At 67.7% G+C, this 18,287-nt stretch carries 12 protein-coding genes and 2 pseudogenes; 6 read left to right on the plus strand and 8 right to left on the minus strand.

Annotated features, from left to right (window positions below):
• Positions 1 to 53 precede the first annotated feature (53 nt).
• The 6 genes and pseudogenes from OKW52_RS05015 to OKW52_RS05040 form a co-directional block, all read right to left on the minus strand.
• Complete coding sequence (locus OKW52_RS05015; RefSeq protein ID WP_264507659.1) at positions 54 to 2,333, minus strand: DNA topoisomerase IV subunit A; 2,280 nt, start codon at positions 2,331 to 2,333, stop codon at positions 54 to 56.
• A 212-nt stretch (positions 2,334 to 2,545) separates the two neighbouring features.
• The gene (locus tag OKW52_RS05020; RefSeq protein ID WP_264504734.1) at positions 2,546 to 2,902 is read right to left on the minus strand and encodes an MmcQ/YjbR family DNA-binding protein; all 357 of its coding nucleotides are present in this window, start codon (positions 2,900 to 2,902) and stop codon (positions 2,546 to 2,548) included.
• 38 nt (positions 2,903 to 2,940) lie between these two features.
• Positions 2,941 to 5,755 (minus strand): annotated as a pseudogene (gene polA, locus OKW52_RS05025) (DNA polymerase I).
• A 95-nt stretch (positions 5,756 to 5,850) separates the two neighbouring features.
• A pseudogene (locus tag OKW52_RS05030) lies at positions 5,851 to 6,754 on the minus strand (pirin family protein).
• A 98-nt stretch (positions 6,755 to 6,852) separates the two neighbouring features.
• Entirely contained in the window at positions 6,853 to 7,512 is a 660-nt protein-coding gene (locus OKW52_RS05035) for a TIGR02117 family protein (protein WP_264504735.1), read from the minus strand.
• Positions 7,509 to 7,709 (minus strand): zinc-finger domain-containing protein, encoded by a 201-nt coding sequence (locus tag OKW52_RS05040; protein ID WP_264504736.1) that lies wholly within the window; start codon positions 7,707 to 7,709, stop codon positions 7,509 to 7,511. The genes OKW52_RS05035 and OKW52_RS05040 overlap by 4 nt, the downstream gene beginning before the upstream one ends.
• Positions 7,710 to 7,786: 77 nt before the next feature.
• On the opposite strand from OKW52_RS05040, the gene OKW52_RS05045 reads away from it, so the two are divergent.
• A complete protein-coding gene (locus OKW52_RS05045; RefSeq protein WP_264504737.1) occupies positions 7,787 to 8,725 on the plus strand; it encodes an ABC transporter ATP-binding protein in 939 nt (312 codons plus the stop codon).
• Here the strand turns inward: OKW52_RS05045 and OKW52_RS05050 are convergent.
• Positions 8,722 to 9,840, minus strand: coding sequence for an MFS transporter (locus OKW52_RS05050; protein ID WP_264504738.1), 1,119 nt, complete (start codon positions 9,838 to 9,840; stop codon positions 8,722 to 8,724). The two genes, OKW52_RS05045 and OKW52_RS05050, sit on opposite strands and share 4 nt — an antisense overlap.
• A 73-nt stretch (positions 9,841 to 9,913) precedes the next feature.
• Positions 9,914 to 10,498 carry a DUF1285 domain-containing protein gene (locus tag OKW52_RS05055; protein WP_264504739.1) on the minus strand — a complete coding sequence of 195 codons (585 nt, stop codon included), beginning with the start codon at positions 10,496 to 10,498 and terminating at the stop codon, positions 9,914 to 9,916.
• A gap of 116 nt (positions 10,499 to 10,614) precedes the next feature.
• Here OKW52_RS05055 and OKW52_RS05060 point away from each other — a divergent pair, with 116 nt between their 5' ends.
• From OKW52_RS05060 to OKW52_RS05080, 5 genes are all read left to right on the plus strand, one after another.
• Positions 10,615 to 11,349 (plus strand): gamma-glutamylcyclotransferase, encoded by a 735-nt coding sequence (locus OKW52_RS05060; protein ID WP_264504740.1) that lies wholly within the window; start codon positions 10,615 to 10,617, stop codon positions 11,347 to 11,349.
• Positions 11,350 to 11,491: 142 nt separating this feature from the next.
• On the plus strand, positions 11,492 to 12,496 hold the full coding sequence (locus OKW52_RS05065) for an AAA family ATPase (RefSeq protein ID WP_127105298.1): 1,005 nt from the start codon (positions 11,492 to 11,494) through the stop codon (positions 12,494 to 12,496).
• Positions 12,493 to 13,392 carry a DUF58 domain-containing protein gene (locus OKW52_RS05070; RefSeq protein ID WP_264504741.1) on the plus strand — a complete coding sequence of 300 codons (900 nt, stop codon included), beginning with the start codon at positions 12,493 to 12,495 and terminating at the stop codon, positions 13,390 to 13,392. The genes OKW52_RS05065 and OKW52_RS05070 overlap by 4 nt, the downstream gene beginning before the upstream one ends.
• Positions 13,389 to 16,169, plus strand: coding sequence for a DUF4159 domain-containing protein (locus OKW52_RS05075; RefSeq protein WP_264504742.1), 2,781 nt, complete (start codon positions 13,389 to 13,391; stop codon positions 16,167 to 16,169). The genes OKW52_RS05070 and OKW52_RS05075 overlap by 4 nt, the downstream gene beginning before the upstream one ends.
• On the plus strand, positions 16,169 to 18,238 hold the full coding sequence (locus OKW52_RS05080; protein WP_264507660.1) for a hypothetical protein: 2,070 nt from the start codon (positions 16,169 to 16,171) through the stop codon (positions 18,236 to 18,238). The genes OKW52_RS05075 and OKW52_RS05080 overlap by 1 nt, the downstream gene beginning before the upstream one ends.
• The last annotated feature ends 49 nt before the right edge of the window (positions 18,239 to 18,287 follow it).

The following is an 18,287-nucleotide window of genomic DNA, read 5'->3' on the forward strand; positions in this document are numbered from 1 at the left end:
ATCCTTAGCCGATAGGCCCCGGCATGGCAACGCCGGGGCCTGTGGCCGTGTGATCACGCAAAGCGATTGTCCCGCGGAAAGCCGCGCGGGGCCATGCGGCCTGCGGTGGCGCGCTTGGCCAGCCATTCGCTCAGGTCCGGCTCGTGCCGGGTGCGCCCGGCGGGATCTTTCCACGACAGCCCTTCGGTGAGCGTCAGCGTGGTCAGGTCGGACAAGCCGCCATCCTTGAACTTTTGCAGCCGCACGCCCTTGCCGCGGCCCATTTCGGGCAGCTCATCCAGCGCGAAGACCAGCATCTTGCGGTTCTCGCCGACGGTGGCGATGTGGTCGCCGGTGATGGTCTTGCAGACCAGCGCCTTGATCCCGTCGCGCAGGTTGAGCACCTGCTTGCCCGCGCGGGTCTGCGCCAGCAGCTCGTCGGCGGGGATGATGAAGCCGTCACCCTCGGCCGAGGCGACGATCATCCTTGTGCCGGGCTGGTGCAGGAAGATGTCGAGGATCTGCGCTTCGTTCGGCAGATCGACCATGAGGCGCACGGGTTCACCCATGCCGCGCCCGCCGGGCAGGTTGGCGCCCAGAAGCGTGTAGAACCGCCCGTTCGAGCCATAGATCAGGATCTTGTCGGTGGTTTCGGCGTGCAGGGCAAAGGCCCCTTCGTCGCCGTCCTTGAACTTGAACTCGCCGTCCAGCGCGACATGGCCCTTCATCGCGCGGATCCAGCCCATTTTCGAGCAGACCACGGTGATCGGCTCGCGCTCGATCATCGCTTCGGGCGCGAGGATTTCGGCCTCGCCCGCCACGGCGAAATCCGAGCGGCGCTTGCCCAGCGCGGTCTCCTTGCCGAACTGTTTGCGCACGGCTTCCAGCTCTTCGCCGATGCGTTTCCACTGGCGGGCGTCGGAATTGAGCAGATCGTCCAGCGCGGCGCGTTCTTTCAGAAGCGCGTCGCGTTCCTTGCGCAGTTCCAGCTCTTCCAGCCGCCGCAAGCTGCGCAGGCGCATGTTGAGGATGGCTTCGGCCTGAACCTCGGACAGCTCACCCTCGCCCGGGGGCGGGCCGACGTAATCGGCCTCACTCATCGCGCGCGGGAAGGTGCGGCCCCATTCCTCACGCATCAGCGCGTCGCGGGGGGCGTCATCATAGCGGATGATGTCGATCACGCGGTCGAGGTTGAGATAGGCGATGATGAAGCCTTCGAGCACCTCGAGCCGGTGGTCGATCTTGTCCAGACGGTGCTGCGAGCGGCGTTGCAGCACAAGGCGGCGGTGGTCGAGGAAGGCGCGCAGCACTTCGCGCAGGCTGCAGACCTTGGGCGTGCGGCCGTCGATCAGCACGTTCATGTTCATGCTGAAGCGCAGTTCCAGATCGGTGACGCGCATCAGCATGCCCATCATCTGCTCGGGATCGACGTTCTTGGAACGCGGTTCCAGCACGATGCGCACGTCATCGGCGGATTCGTCGCGCACGTCGCCCAGCAGGGGGACTTTCTTGAGCTGGATCACCTCGGCCAGCTTTTCGATCAGCTTGGACTTGGCGACCTGATAGGGGATCTCGGTCACGATGACCTGCCAGGTGCCCCGCGTCAGTTCCTCGATCTCCCACCGGGCGCGCAGACGGAAGGCGCCGCGACCGGTGCGGTAGCTCTCTAAGATCGACTCTCGAGGCTCGACGATGACGCCGCCGGTGGGGAAGTCGGGGCCGGGGATAAGCCTGACCAGATCGTCGTCGGGCAGATCGGGGTCCTTGATCAGCGCCTGACAGCCCGAGATCAGCTCATCGAGGTTGTGCGGCGGGATGTTGGTGGCCATGCCGACCGCGATACCGCTGGAGCCATTGGCCAGCAGGTTCGGAAAGGCGGCGGGCAGGACGATGGGTTCTTCAAGCGTGCCGTCATAATTGGGGCGGAAATCGACGGCGTTTTCGGCCAGACCGTCGAGCAGCGCCTCGGCGGCGGCGGTCAGGCGGGCTTCGGTGTAGCGGCTGGCGGCGGGGTTGTCGCCGTCGATGTTGCCAAAGTTGCCCTGACCGTCGACCAGCGGGTAGCGGACGTTGAAATCCTGCGCCAGACGCGCCATCGCGTCATAAATCGCGCTGTCGCCATGCGGGTGATAGTTGCCCATCACGTCGCCGCTGATCTTGGCGGATTTGCGGAAACCGCCGGTGGCGGTGAGTTTCAGCTCGCGCATCGCGAACAGGATGCGCCGGTGCACGGGCTTGAGCCCGTCGCGCGCATCAGGGAGCGCGCGGTGCATGATCGTCGAGAGCGCATATTGCAGATACCGCTCACCCAACGCACGGCGCAGCGGCTCGGCCAGAGGGGCGTCGAGCGGGATCGGAAGGGGGGACGTCTTGGGGTTCGTCGGTCATGGAGGCGTTTTAGCGCAGGGCGGCGGCGAGGGGAATTGGTTTCGTCGGAGGATCGAGCGCGCGTTGGGGTGCTGTTGGTTCGGGGGGCTGCCGCCCCCGGGCCCCCTGCTTCAAGGGGGACGCACGCGCCCCCTTGAAAATCCCCCGTGCGTATTGGGGGCAAGATGAAAGGCGCGGGTCAGTTTGGCAGTGTGGCGTCCCATGATTTGAGCCAGCGTTTGGGGGCGAGGGCGCGCCAGGTCTGCGTCAGGCGGGGGGCGGCCCAGGTGGGGTCGATGTGGCCGGCCTTGACCAGAATGAAGCGGTGGTTGGTGTAGTGGGGATGGAGGGTGAAGGTGTCGGGGTCGGCCTGGAGCAGCATCTCGCGTTCGTCGAAATCGCATTTGAACACGGCGGCATCGGCATAGGGCGACCACCAGACCCACATCTTGCCATGCGCCTTGAGGCAGGGATTGCCCCAGCCGGTGCTGTCCTCGACCTGTGGCAGGTTGAGGGAGAGGGCGAAGGCGCGGAGCTCGGCGTAGCTGTGGATCATCGGGGCCTCGCGGCGGCGGCGTTAACCTTGATGGGGGGTTAATGAGCCTGAGCCCAGTTGGCCCCGACGCCGGCATCGACGATCAGCGGCACGTCGATCTCGACCGTCGGGAGGTGCGCGTTTTCCATGATCTTCTTGACCACGGCGATGGTCTCGTCGATGGCGCTGTCTTCGACCTCGAACACCAGTTCGTCATGGACCTGCAGCAGCATTTTTGCGGGCAGATGCGCGATCTGGTCGGGGATGCGGATCATGGCGCGGCGGATGATGTCGGCGGCGGTGCCCTGAATGGGCGCGTTGATCGCGCCGCGGCGGGCGAAACCGGCACCGGGGCCTTTGGCGTTGATCTCGGGCGTATGGATGCGGCGGCCGAAGAGGGTTTCGACGTAAGCATGCTCTTTGGCGAAGGCGATGGTGGCCTCCATATAGTCCCTGATGCCCGGGAACCGCTCGAAATAGGTGTCGATAAAGGCCTGCGCGTCGGCGCGCGGAATGCGCAGGTTGCGGGCGAGTCCGAAGCCGGAAATGCCGTAGATCACGCCGAAGTTGATCGCCTTGGCGCGGCGGCGGATTTCCGAGGTCATCTCGTCCAGCGGCACGCCGAACATCTGGCTGGCTGTCAGCGCGTGGATGTCCAGACCGTCGCGGAACGCCTGTTTCAGCGCGGGGATGTCGGCGACATGGGCGAGGATGCGCAGCTCGATCTGTGAATAGTCGAGCGAGACCAGCTTGCAGCCCTCACGCGCGACAAAGGCCTCGCGGATGCGGCGGCCTTCCTCGGTGCGCACGGGGATGTTTTGCAGGTTGGGATCGGTCGAGGCCAGCCGCCCGGTGTTCGCGCCGGTCTGGGCATAGGAGGTGTGGACGCGGCCGGTTTCAGGGTTGATGTGCTGTTGCAGCGCGTCGGTATAGGTCGATTTCAGTTTCGACACCTGCCGCCAGTCCAGCACCTTGCCGGGCAGTTCATGCTCGGTGGCGAGGTCTTCGAGGATGTCGGCGCCGGTGGAATAGGCCCCGGTCTTGCTGGTCTTGCCGCCGGGCAGGCCCAGCTTGTCAAACAGCACCTCGCCCAGTTGTTTGGGCGAGCCGACGTTGAAGACCTCGCCGGCCATTTCGTGGATTTCGGCCTCAAGCCCGGCCATGGTCTGCGCAAAGGCCGAGGACATGCGGCTGAGCGTCTGGCGGTCGACCTGAATGCCGTGCATTTCCATCTGCGCCAGCACAGGGACCAGCGGGCGTTCCAGCGTTTCATAGACCGTGGTGACCCGCTCCTGATGCAGGCGGGGGCGCAGGACCTGCCACAGGCGCAGGGTGATGTCGGCGTCTTCGGCGGCGTATTTTGTGGCGTCTTCAATGCCGACCTTGTCGAAGGTGCGGGCGGATTTGCCCGAGCCGAGCAGCGGTTTGATCGGGATCGGGACGTGGTTGAGATAGGTCTCGGACAACAGGTCCATGCCGTGATTGTGCAGGCCCGAGAACATCGCGTAGCTCATCAGCATGGTGTCGTCGATCGGCGCGACCTTGACGCCGCGACGGGCGAAGATCTTGGCGTCGTATTTGATGTTCTGGCCGATTTTCAGGATCGAGGCGTCTTCGAGCACGGGTTTGAGGGCGTTGAGCGCCGCTTCCGGGTCGATCTGGCCGTCAAGCCGTTTGGCCGCGCCGAAGAGGTCGTCCACACCTTCACTATGGGTGAGGGGGATATAACAGGCCTCGCCGGGGATCAGCGACAGCGAGATGCCGACGAGGTCGGCCTGCATTTCATCGAGCGAGGTGGTTTCGGTATCGACGGCGACATAGCCCTGCTCGCGGATGCGCGCGACCCATTGGTTCAGCGTGTCGAGGTCGCGCACGCAGGTGTAGTTTTCCGGCGTGAAGGGCGGTTGTTCGATGGTTGCGGGGGCTTTGGCGGCGTCGGGCGCGGGGGCCGCGGCAGGGGCTTCGCTGACGGCGGGCGCCGCGACGCCCAGTTTGTCGGCGATGCGGCGGGTCAGGGTGCGGAATTCCATCTTGGCGAGGAAGTCCATCAGCGGGCCGGAGTCGGGCACCGTGCAGATCATCGAGATCGAGCGACTCGTCCAGTTCGACATCGCGTTTCAGCGAGACCAGTTCGCGTGACAGGCGGATCTGGTCGGCCTTTTCCAGCAGCGTCTCGCGGCGTTTGGGTTGCTTGATCTCGCCGGCGCGGGCCAACAGGGTTTCCAGATCGCCGTATTCGTTGATCAAGAGCGCCGCCGTTTTCAGGCCGATGCCGGGCGCGCCGGGGATGTTATCGACCGAATCGCCCGCCAGCGATTGCACGTCGATCACCCGGTCGGGACCGACGCCGAATTTCTCCATGACCTCATCGGGGCCGATCAGCTTGGATTTCATTGGATCGAACATATCGACACCGGGGCCGACCAGCTGCATCAGATCCTTGTCAGACGACACGATGGTGCAGGTGCCGCCCGCCTCAGTCGCAAGCCGGGCGTAGGTGGCGATGATGTCGTCGGCCTCGAATCCCGGTTTTTCGATACAGGAGATGTTGAAGGCGCGGGTGGCTTCGCGGGTCAGGGGGAACTGCGGGCGCAGATCCTCGGGCAATTCGGGGCGGTTGGCCTTGTACTCGGGGTACAGCTCGTTGCGGAAGGTGATCGAGCCTGCGTCGAAAATCACCGCGATATGGGTGGGCTTGGATTTGGTGGGCGTGCTGGCGCTCAACTCGTTCCAGATCAGGTTGCAGAACCCCTGAACCGCGCCCACAGGCAGCCCGTCAGACTTGCGCGTCAGCGGCGGCAAGGCGTGATAGGCGCGGAAGATAAAGGCCGAGCCGTCGATCAGGTGAAGGTGCGAGCCTTTGCCAAAGTCCATGCGAGACGCCCCCTGTTTGCGCTTCGTTCCTTGGTATCGGTCCGAAGCCGGGGCGTCCAGCGGGGAAGGGCGCGCTGACCGCGCCCCCTGCACCCTCAGCGGATAAACGTGCCGTTGTTGAGTTCCTTGAACGCCTGCTGCAGTTGCGCCTTGCTGTTCATCACGATCGGGCCGTGCCACGCCACCGGTTCCTTGATCGGCTGGCCCGAGACGAGCAGGAAACGCACGCCCTTGGGCCCCGCATTCACCACGATCTCATCGCCGGTGCCAAAGCGCACCAGCGTGCGGTCGCCGCTCATGTCGCGGATGTTCAGCTCGACGCCGTTCACTTCTTTCTCAACCCGCACGCCGACCGGGGTCGACGCATCGCGGAACGTCGCCGCGCCCGCGAAGATATAGGCGAAGGTGTTCATGTAGGTGTCCACCGGCAGCACCTTGCGGGTGTTGGGCGGGACCGAGACGTCCAGATACAGCGGCTTGGCGGCGATGCCGTCCACGGGGCCGTATTTGCCCCAGAACTTGCCGGTGATGATGCGCACGGCGGTGCCGTCATCGTCGATCACCGTCTCGATGTCCGAGCCCTTGATGTCCTGATAGCGCGGCTTGGTCATCTTGAGCTTGCCGGGCAGGTTGGCCCACAGCTGGAAGCCGTGCATCTGGCCCTTGGCGTTTCCCTTGGGCATTTCCTGATGCAGGATGCCCGACCCGGCGGTCATCCACTGCACCGAGCCTGCACCCAGCTTGCCCTTGTTGCCCAGCGAGATCGCTGTGCTCGACCGAGCCTTCAAGCACATAGGTGATCGTTTCGATGCCGCGGTGCGGGTGCCAGGGGAAGCCCTTGGAATAGAGATGCGGCTTGTCGTTGCGGAAATCGTCGAGCAGCAGGAACGGATCGCTGACCGAGGGTTCGCCAAAACCGAAGGCGCGGTGCAGGTGAACGCCTGCGCCCTCAAGCGTCGGTTTGGCCAGCGAGGTCGATTTGACGGGGCGAAAGGTCATGGGCGCTCTCCTTGATCGGTTGGCAAGGATATCGGCGTTTCGGTGGCACTAATCCAGCCCCGCCCCTGTGCGGGTATGCGCAGGGGCTGTTCGCGCCGTCAGGGCAGCGACCAGGTGAACGGGGTCCAGATGCCCGTGCGGATACCCGAAGCGCGCAACAGGTCCCCGACCCAGACATTGCAGGTCCGAAAGAGGGTGAAATACCCGGTCGCCTCGAAAAAGGCGTCGGTCCCGGTAAAGCCCGGATGCGCGATTGCCACGGCGACAGGCCCGACGGCGCGCTCGATCCCGTCCAGCATCGCGCCGTATTGCGCATCACTCAGCGAGAGGTCGGTAAAGCCGTGAGCCTCCGGCAGCCCGCCCCAGACATCGAACCGCAGCACCGCGCTGTCGCCCGTAGCCGCGCGCCAGACGGCGGCGGCTGTGATGTCGGCGTAGGAGCCGGCTGTGGTATAGAACGCGCGCGAGCCCCAGCCGACCACCAGCCAGCGGGCACGCGGATCGCGCAATGGCACCCCGGCGGGTTCGAGATACCCGAACCGCGCCATGAGGCTATCGTCCAGCGGCAGCAGGATGTCGGTGTGGATTGGTCCGGGCACCAGCAGCACGCGGTTGGTGCCGCCCGGTGCCAGCTCAGCCGTGCGGCCTGGCATCAGGCCGCCCAGCGTGCCTGCGGCGAGATAGGCGAGGATCAGCAGGACCGGCGCGGCGACAACTCCGGCGGCTCCGATGAGCAGGCGCCGGAGGGCGGGCGTCAATGCGCGTCGTGCCCCGCGCCTTCGGCCAGCGTGTAACGCGCGTCGCAATAGGGGCAGTCGATCCAGCCGGTGTCGTGCGGAATGGTCAGCCAGACGCGGGGATGACCCAGCGCGCCCTCACCGCCATCGCAGGAAAAACGGCGCGCGGCGACGACGTGGGTGGCGGGCGCATCATGCGCGGGTTGGGTGGCGGACATGTCTGCTTCCTTGTCTCGGCGGGGCAATCGACCTAGGTGATGGGTCCGAACATACCCCGTTTGGCGTCAGGAGCAAGATGACCCAGAACGCGATTGAAATCGAAGGCCTGAAGAAGACCTATGCCGCCAGCGGCAAGTCGGCGGCCAAAGAGGCCCTGACGGGCATTGACCTGACCATCCCGCAAGGCTCGGTCTTTGGCCTGCTGGGGCCGAATGGTGCGGGAAAATCCACACTGATCAACATCATGGCCGGGCTTGTGCGCAAGTCCGAGGGCCGGGTGCGGATCTGGGGGTTTGATCAGGACCAGAACCCGCGCCAGTCCCGCGCCGCCATCGGCGTCATGCCGCAGGAGCTGAACGTCGACCCGTTCTTCACCCCGCGTGAGTCGCTGGAAACGCAGGCGGGCCTGTACGGCGTGCCCGCGCGTGAGCGCCGCACGGATGAGATCCTGTCGCTGATCGGGTTGTCCGACAAGGCCGATGCCTATGCCCGCACGCTCAGCGGCGGGATGCGGCGGCGGCTCTTGCTGGGCAAGGCACTGGTGCACGGGCCGCAGGTTCTGGTGCTGGACGAGCCGACGGCGGGCGTGGACATCGCGCTGCGCCACATGCTGTGGTCCAACGTGCGCGAGCTGAACCGGCAAGGGATGACCATCATTCTGACCACGCACCATTTGGAAGAGGCGCAAGAGATGTGCGACGAGATCGCCATCATCGACCGCGGCCGTCTGGTGGTGCGCGATTCGACGGCGGCGATTCTGGCGCGGATGGACAGCAAGACGCTGTTGGTGCGGGCCGCCGGGCCGATAGGCGCGGTGGATCTGCCGCGCGGTGTCACGCGCGAGGACCGGGCGGATGGCTGGCTGGCGCTGACCTATCCGCAGAGCACGGTCAAGGCGGGGGCGCTGCTGGCCTCGCTGCACGGTGCGGGGGTCGAGGTGATCGACCTGACCACCGAGCAGGCGGATCTTGAGGATGCGTTCCTTGAGCTGACCGGCGACAAGGCGGCGGTCTAAGTCCGGCGCAGCGCGCCCGCCAGCGCGCTGATGCCCAAAGCCAGCACGGCGATCATCCAGAAGGCGACGGGCAGCGACCACAGCTGCGCGACGCCGCCGATCACGGCCGGGCCCAGCACCATGCCGCCGTATCCCAGCGTGGCAACGCCCGCGATGGCGCGGCCCTGCGGGATCTCGGGGTCGTTGGCGGCGCGCGAAAAGGCCAGGGGGATGACGACGGAATAGCCCAGACCCAGCAGCGCCAGCCCGATCAGCCCGGCGCTCAGCGTGCCGCCGGTCAGGGCGACGGCCAGACCGGCGAAGGCGACAACCCCGGCGATGCGCGCGGTGCGCACGGGGCCAAGCCGGACGATCACCGCATCGGCGCTGAAGCGCGCGACGAACATCGCGGCGGAATAGACGCCGTAGCCAAGCGCGGCGCGGGCTTCGTCGGTGCCGGTGACGTCGATCAGGAACACCGCGCTCCAGTCGGCCATCGCGCCTTCACCCAGCGACGAGCAGAACGCAACCAGCCCCACCAGCAGCAACCCGCGCGCGGGCAGGGCGAAGCCGGGACCGGCGGCGCTGCGGCGCGACTCCCACGGGATCGCGGCCAGAAACAGCGTGACGCCGCCCGCGATCACCGCGATCAGCACGAAATGCCCGAGCGGGGCCAGTCCCAGCGCGACCGCGCCGCCGCCGGTCAGCGCGCCGACCCCTGCGCCAAGGCTCCACATCGCGTGGAACGCCGCCATCATCGGGCGTTTGCGGGCGCGTTCGACTTCGGCCCCCCAGCCGTTCATCGCCACATCCATCGCCCCGTGCCCCGCGCCAAACAGCAGCAGGGCCAGCGCAAGGAAGCCGGTCGAGGGCGCGAGGGCAATGAGTGGCAGGGCAAGCGCATAGCCGATGCCGATAAACCGCGTGGCGCTGGCCGCGCCGATGCGGTCGCTCAGCCACCCGGCCAGCGGAAAGGCCAGAATGGCCCCGCCGGCAAGGCAGAGCAGCAAGCGGCCCAGCATGCCGGGTTCCAGCGCGAAAGCCTCGACGAAGGCGGGCACGCGCGCGGCCCATGCCCCGAAGAGAATGCCGTTGAGAAAGAACATCGCCGAAACGGCAAGGCGGGGGGTACGCATGAAAGGGCCTTTGCTCAGGTCAGGCCCCGGAATGCCCGAACCCGGCGCGCGGGGAAAGCCCTTGTGGCGCGCGTCAGCCCATCTCTGCCGAGGGGATGATCGGGAAGAACACGCCGCCCGACCACAGCCCGAACCAGCTGTCGCCCTCGTGCTCGGCGTGTGCACCCAGTTCCACCAGCCGGTAAAAGCTCTTGCGGTCGATGAGCGCTTCAAGCCCGGCGCGGATCATCACATAGGGGGCTGGTTCGCCGGTTTCGGGGTCGCGGGTGACGCGCAGGGGGTGGTCGGGGCCAGCCTCGACAAAATCGCCGACGTTGGTTTCAAACCGCAGGGATTGCGCAGGTCCGTTGCCGCTGGCGGTGAAATCGACGGCGACAAAGGGGGCGTCATCGACGGTGATGCCGACCTTCTCGACGGGGGTGACCAGAAAATACTTGCCATCTTCCAACTTGAGGATGGTCGAGAACAGCCGTACCAAAGGCGCGCGGCCAATCGGGGTGCCCAGATAGAACCACGTCCCGTCGCGGGCGATGCGCATGTCCAGATCCCCGCAAAACGGCGGGTTCCACAGGTGGACCGGCGGCAATCCACCCTTCTTCGCCGCCTTTTGCGCCGAGGCGGCCAGCGAGTCGGCGTTCGGGGTCGGGTGAGAAGACATAGATACTTTCCAGTTGGGGGCGGGTTCTTGGCATTACAGGACTATATAGTCGCCCCTGACATAAAATCACGCGCCGAAGGAAACGGGTGCGCGAACGAGATTGGAAAACCCGGCGCATGTCCGACGACCCTTTCCTGTATCATCCGGGCCTGCGGGATCTGATCATCGACCCGGCGCACTCGGCATTCCGCCAATTAACGACGGCCTCTGTCCGCGAGAGGGTCGAAGCCAAGGGCTATTCGACCGCATGGCTGCGCACCGATGCCGAACGCGAGGCGCTGCGCCACGCGTTTCTGGCGGATTGGCCGGGCGATATGTGGATCTTCGCCTATGGCTCGCTGATGTGGGATCCGGGCATCCATTTCACGCAGGTGCGCCGGGCGCATATGCCGGGCTATGCGCGGCGTTTCATCCTGCGCGACGTGAACGGTGGACGCGGCACGCCTGAGGCACCGGGCCTGATGGCCGCGCTCGATCACGGGGTTGAGGGCTGCGACGGGCTTGCGTTCCGCATCGATGCGGCGCAGGTCGATGCCGAGACCGCCGTGCTGTGGCAGCGCGAGATGATCGGCGCGGGCTATATCCCCATCGTCGCCCCGGCGCAGACCGAAGCCGGGACGATCCGCTGCGTGACGTTCCTTGCCGATCACGCCGCGGACAGCATCGTCGCCGGTCTCAGCCGTGCCGAGCAGGTCCGGTGTCTGGCGACGGGCGAAGGGTTCCTTGGCACCAGTCTGGACTATCTGCGCGGCATCCACCGGCACTTTGCGGCGCTGCGGATCGAGGATCCGCACGTCTCGGGTCTGCTGGCCGAGGCCGAGGCACTGGCAGCGCATCTGGCGGCTAAATAGCGATCACGGCACCGGGGTTTCGGGGCAGGGTTGTCACATTGTCTTGTGACGCCGTCATTTTATCCAACTTGGTCTGGGCGAACTGCGTTGGCCTGACGTATAAACCGGGCGAACACTGATCACGCCCGGAGGAAATGCGCCCATGAGCGACACGTTGGTCCCCGCGATCGAGGCGCTTGGCGCCCGGCTTCAACAGGCCCGCGCCGCCATTGCGCCCCGGTTTATCGGTCAGGAGACGGTGGTGGACCTGTCGCTGATGGCGCTGTTGTCGGGCGGTCATGCGCTGTTGGTCGGCCTGCCGGGGCTGGGCAAGACGCGGCTGGTCGACACGCTGGCGACGGTGATGGGGCTGCAATCCAACCGCATCCAGTTCACGCCCGACCTGATGCCGTCGGATATTCTGGGCTCGGAAGTGCTGGACACCGACGCCGATGGCCGCCGCGCCTTTCGGTTCATCGAGGGGCCGGTGTTCTGCCAGCTGCTCATGGCCGACGAGATCAACCGCGCCAGCCCGCGCACGCAATCGGCGCTGTTGCAGGCGATGCAGGAGCGTGAGGTGACCATCGCCGGTCAGCACCGCAAGCTGGGCCTGCCGTTCCACGTTCTGGCCACGCAAAACCCCATCGAGCAAGAGGGCACCTATCCGCTGCCCGAGGCGCAGCTTGACCGTTTTCTGGTGCAGATCGACGTCGATTATCCCGATCTGGCCACCGAACGCGCGATCCTGCTGGCCACCACGGGCACCGAAGAGGGCGTGGTGCATGAGGTCTTCTCGCCCGCCGATCTGCTGGCCGCCCAAACGCTGATCCGCCGGATGCCGGTGGGTGAAAGTGTTGTGGCGACGATTCTGGAGCTGGTGCGCGCCTGCCGTCCCGGCACGCCGGATGCCGACCCCAGTCTGGGCGACTCGTTGGCCTGGGGCCCCGGCCCGCGCGCCGCGCAGGCGCTGATGCTGGCGGTGCGCGCGCGGGCGCTGTTGCAGGGGCGGCTGGCCCCCTCGGCCGAGGATGTCGCGGCGCTGGCGCGTCCGGTGCTCATTCACCGCATGGCGCTGAGCTTTGCGGCGCGCGCGCGGGGCGAGACGCTGGGCGGCGTGATCGACCGGGTGGCGGGCCGCGTGACCGGCACGTTCGAGGCGGCGGCGTGAGCCAAAGCAGCGCCTCTGGCGGCAGTGCAGGTCTGCGCCGCGCCGGTGAGGCGCTGTCGGGCGCATTGCCCGCGCTGCTGGTCAGCGCCGAACATCTGACCGCCAGCGTGCTGCCCGGCGCGCATGGGCGCAGGCGCTCTGGCCCGGGGTCCGAGTTCTGGCAATTCCGCCCGATTGGCCCGGGCGATGAGGCGTCGCGCATCGACTGGCGACGCTCGGGCCGGGGCGATGATCTGTATCTGCGTGAAAGCGAATGGCAGGCGGCACGGCCAGTGAGCCTGTGGGTCGACGGCGGTGCCGCGATGACCTTCACCGGCGACAAGGCGCGCGAGACCAAATCCTACCGCGCCCGCCTGCTGGCCATGGCGCTGGCGCTGGTCCTTTTGCGCGGCGGCGAACGGGTGGGGCTGGCCGAGGCCGACATGACCCCCCGCGCCGGGCGCGCGCAGGCCAACCGGCTGGCGGTCGCGCTGGCCGAAGAGCCGGGCGTTGCCGGCGAGCATGGCGCGATCGACCTGCATGCCGCGCCGACCGGCGGGCATGTGGTGCTGTTTTCCGATTTTCTGGGCGAGCTTGCCCCCATCGAGAGCGCGCTGGCGCTGGCCGCCGCGCGCAGCATGCGCGGCATTCTGGTGCAGGTGCTCGACCCGGTGGAAGAAGCGTTTCCCTATGATGGCCGCACCCGGTTCGAAAGCATGTCAGGCCATATGAGTTTCGAGACCCTGCGCGCCAGCGATCTGCGCGCGCAATACCGCGACAAACTGGCCGCGCGCAAAGACCGGCTGGCAGCGATGGCGCGGCAGTCGGGCTGGCACGCCACGACGCTGCACACCGACAGGTCAGCGGCTGAGGGGCTGTTGTGGCTCTATCAGGCGCTGGGCGGGGGGCAGAAATGAGCCTGTTCTCGGCCCTTGGCTTTACCGCGCCCGTGTTGCTCTGGGCGCTGCTGGCACTGCCGATCCTGTGGTGGCTGCTGCGCGCCGTGCCCCCCGCGCCGGTGCGCCGCCGCTTTCCCGGCATCGCGCTGCTGCTTGGGCTGCGCGAGCGTGACCCGGAAAGCCAGCGCACGCCGTGGTGGTTGCTCTTGCTGCGTGTGGCGGCGCTGGCGGCGCTGATACTGGCGCTGGCGGGGCCGGTGCTGAACCCCTCGCGCGCGTTGCCGGGGCAGGGGCCGTTGTTGGTGGTGCTGGATGGCAGCTGGGCTTCTGCCCGCGACTGGCCGCGCCGGATGGAGCGCGCGGGGCAGGCGCTGGACGCCGCCCAACGCGCCGGGCGTCCGGTGGCGGTGGTCACACTGACCGATCCGCCGGTCGGTGAGATCGAATTCCGCGCGGGCGAGTTCTGGCGTGAGCGCCTGCCGGGACTGGCACCGCGCCCCTGGACCCCCGGCGCTGCGCTGCCCGATTGGCCGGCGGCGCTGCCTGAGGCGGTTGAGACGCTGTGGATTTCCGACGGTCTGGCCCGAGATGGTCGTGCAGCGCTGTTGGCGGCGCTTGAGGACCACGGCCCGGTGCAGGTGTTCGAGCCTGCAACCCCGGTTCTGGCGCTGGCCCCTGCCACGTTCGACGGTGAGGCGGTGACGGTCACCGCGCGCCGCAGCGGCGGGCCCGAACAGGCGCTGACCCTGCTGGCGATTGGCCGCGATCCGGCGGGGGCCGAGCGCGATCTGGCCCGCGCGCCGCTGGGCTTCGCGGCGGATGCGCTCAGTGCCGAGGCCAGCTTCACCCTGCCGCCCGAGCTGCGCAACCGCATCACCCGGTTCCAGATCGAAGCCGCGCGCGGGGCGGGCGCGGTCAGCCTGAGCGACGACAGCCTGCGCCGCCGCAAGGTCGCGCTGCTGACCGTGCGCGAGGGGAATGAATCGCTCGCCTTGCTCTCGCCGCTGCACTATCTGCGCGAGGCGCTGATGCCGACCTCGGATCTGGTCGAAAGCGCCAGTCTGGACGATCTGCTGCTGGCCGGGCCGGATGTGCTGGTGCTGGCCGATATGCCCAGCCTGTCGCAGACCGAAACCGACGACCTGACCGCGTGGGTTGACGGGGGCGGCTTGCTCTTGCGCTTTGCCGGGCCGCGCATGGCCGGGGCGGGCGCGAACGCGCTGCTGGGCGCGCCGGGGCAGGCCGATGACCCGCTCTTGCCCGTGCCCTTGCGCGCCGGGGGCCGCACCGTGGGTGGGGCGATGAGCTGGGGCGACCCGCGATCCTTGGCACCCTTCCCGGACACTTCGCCCTTCGCCGGGCTGCCCGTGCCCGCCGATGTCGGCATCCGCGCGCAGGTTCTGGCGCAGCCGGGGCCGGACCTGTCCGAGCGCACGATTGCTGCCCTTGCCGATGGCACCCCGCTGGTGACCCGCCGCGCGATCGGCGCGGGGCAGGTGGTGCTGTTCCACGTCACCGCGAATGCCGAATGGTCGAATCTGCCGCTGTCGGGGCTGTTTGTGTCGATGCTGGAACGGCTGGCCGTCAGCACCCAGGGCGGCGCGCCCGAGGCGGCGGACCTGGCCGGGACGCATTGGCAGCCTGAGGACGTGATGGACGGGTTCGGGCTGCTGTCTGACGCTGGCGACCGGGCGGCGGTCACGGGCGAGGAACTCGCCCCCGTGCTGGCCGGAACCGCGCAACCGGGGCCGAACCTGCCGCCGGGCCTGTACGCCGGGACGGCGCTGCGGCTGGCGGTGAACGCGACCGACGCGCAAACCCCGCTGACCCCGGCACAATGGCCGCTGGGCACCAATCTGGAAACCGGCGTCGAACGGCCCGAGGTGCCGCTTGCAGGCTATCTCTTCGCGCTGGCCGCCGCCGTGCTGATGGCCGACGCGCTGGCCACGCTGGCGCTGGGCGGGCGGCTGCTGCGCGCGGCACTGGTGCTGCTGGCGCTGGGCGCTGCGGTGCCGCGCGCACAGGCGCAAGACATTGATCCGCGCATTCTGGAGGCGACGGAATCGGTGGTGCTGGGGGCCGTGTCCTCGGGCGATGCACAGGTGGATGAGGTCGCGCTGGCAGGCTTGCGCGGCTTGTCGAACGCGTTGTTCCTGCGGTCTTCTGTCGAGCCTGCGTCGGCAATGTCCGTCGACATCGAGCAGGACGAGCTGTCGGTCTTTCCGTTCCTTTACTGGCCGGTGACACCTGACAGCCCGCTGCCGTCCCCGGATGCCAATGCCCGGCTGAACCGCTATCTGCGCTCGGGCGGGATGATCCTGTTCGACACACGCGATGCTGAAGCCGCGCGGCTGTCAGGCGGCACCACCAGCGCCGGACGCCGCCTGCAGCAGATCACCGCCGGGCTGGATATTCCCCCGCTGGAACCGCTGCCGGTGGACCATGTGCTGACCCGCACCTTCTATCTGCTGGGCGATTATCCCGGCCGCTATCAGGGCGGCACCGTCTGGGTCGAGGCCGCGCCGCCGGATGCCCAACGCGCCGAAGGCATGCCGTTTCGCAACCTGAATGACGGGGTGACGCCGGTGGTGTTTGGCTCGAACGATTGGGCCTCGGCCTGGGCGGTGGACGAACGCGGGATGCCACTGCTGCCGGTGGGCCGCGGCTCGACCGGCGAGCGGCAGCGCGAAATGGCGATCCGGTTCGGGGTCAATCTGGTGATGCATGTGCTGTCGGGGAATTACAAATCCGATCAGGTGCATGTGCCCGCATTGCTGGAAAGGCTGGGCCAATGATGGGTGCCGAGGTGGTCTTTGACCCGCTGCTGATCTGGCCGGTGATCGCCGGTCTGGGCGCGGCGGCGCTGCTGGTTACCGCGCTGTCCCTCTGGCGCGGGCTGGCTGGCTGGGCGTTCCGGGCATTGGGCTTTGCGCTGATCCTGACGGCGCTGGCCAATCCGTCACTGCAGAACGAGGACCGGCAAGCGCTGAGCGACATCGCGCTGGTGCTGCGCGACGAGACCGGCTCGAACCGGCTGAGCGACCGGCAGGCGCAGAGCGAGGCGGCGGTGACACAGCTGTCGGCTGAACTGGCACGGCTGGGGATCGAGGAACGCGTGGTCTCGGTCGCGGATGCGCCCGACAACGGCGGCTCGACCCTGAACACCGCGCTGGATGCAGCACTGGCCGACCTGCCGCGCGACCGGCTGGCGGGCGTATTCGTGGTGTCCGACGGTCTGGCGCATGACGCAGCGACGACCCCGCCGCCCGCCCCTGTGCATCTGGTGCAGACCGGCGAGGCGCAGGACTGGGACCGCCGCCTGATCGTGCGCAACGCCCCGGCTTATGGCATCCTTGGCGAAACAATGCGCCTGACCCTGCGGATCGAGGATGAGGGCAACGTCCCCGAAGCCCTGAGCGACCGCCCGGTGCAGGTGGGCTTTGCCCTGAACGGCGAGGATCTGCGCTATGCCACCGCCCCGGTGGGCGAGGATATGGGGCTGGACCTGACGCTGGATCGCGGCGGGCTGAACGTGCTGCGCTTTGTGCTGGAACCGCAGGACGGCGAGCTGACCGACCGCAACAATGCGGCCGTGGTGCAGATCAACGGCATCCGCGACCGGTTGCGCGTTTTGCTGGTGTCGGGCGAGCCGCATACCGGGCAGCGGACCTGGCGCAACCTGCTGAAGTCGGACCCCTCGGTCGATCTGGTGCATTTCACCATCCTGCGCCCGCCAGACCGTCAGGACGGCGTGCCGGTGAATGAGCTGTCGCTGATCGCCTTCCCGACGCGCGAGCTGTTCGTCGAGAAGATCGACGAATTCGACCTGATCATCTTTGATCGCTACCGGCGGCGCGGCATCCTGCCCAGCTCGTATTTCGAGAACATCCGGCGCTATGTCAGCGAGGGCGGCGCGCTGCTGGTTGTCGGGGGAACGGAGCTGGCCAGCGCCGAGAGCATCTATCACTCGCCGCTGGGCCGCATCCTTCCGGGCGAACCGACAGCGCGGGTGTTCGAGCAGCCGTTTACGCCGCATCTGAGCGAGATGGGCCAGCGCCACCCGGTGACGGCAGGGCTGGACGCGGACTACCCGCCGCGCGCGGGCAGCGATGCGCCCAGCTGGGGCCGCTGGCTGCGCCAGATCGATCTGACGCCGCGCGGCGGCGCGGTGGTGATGCAGGGGGTCGATGAGCGGCCGCTGCTGATCCTCGATCACGCGGGCGAAGGGCGCGTGGCGATCCTCGCCTCGGATCAGGCGTGGCTGTGGGATCGCGGATTCGAGGGCGGCGGACCGCAGGCCGAACTGCTGCGGCGGCTGGCGCACTGGATGATGCGCGAGCCGGATCTGGAAGAAGAGGCTTTGGTGGCGGAGGCCGACGGGCAGGGGCTGCGCATCACCCGCCGCTCGCTGGACGACGGGCCGCATGGCGTGACGATCACCGGGCCGGATGACAGCACGGTCGAGGTGCCGCTGGTCGAGACGGCGCCGGGGCGGTTCACCGCCGACTGGCAGGGCGCGGAGCCGGGGCTCTACCGCCTGCGCTCGGGGGAACAGGAGACGGTGGCCGTCCTGGGCACGGCAAACCCGCGTGAATATGAACGTGTGGTGGCAGGTGGGACACCCCTCGCCCCCCTGCTGGATGCAACGCGCGGCGGCACCGCTGTGATCGCCGCCGGTCTGCCCGCGCTGCGCCTGATCGACGCCGGGAGACAGGCTTACGGACGGGGTTGGTTGGGCGTGACGCCGCGCGGTGCCTACGTCACCACTGACCTGCGCCTGACGCCGCTGTTGCCCGCCTGGGCCTGGCTGTTGCTGGGGGTGGGCTTCGTGCTGGGCGGATGGCTGCGCGAATCTCGCCGGTAGGAGCGGCGCTCGGGCCCATCGAGGGCCCTCGCGCCGCGCGGGGCCAGCC

It is taken from the genome of Pararhodobacter zhoushanensis (assembly GCF_025949695.1).
In the GTDB taxonomy this organism is placed as follows: Bacteria; Pseudomonadota; Alphaproteobacteria; order Rhodobacterales; family Rhodobacteraceae; genus Pararhodobacter; species Pararhodobacter zhoushanensis_A.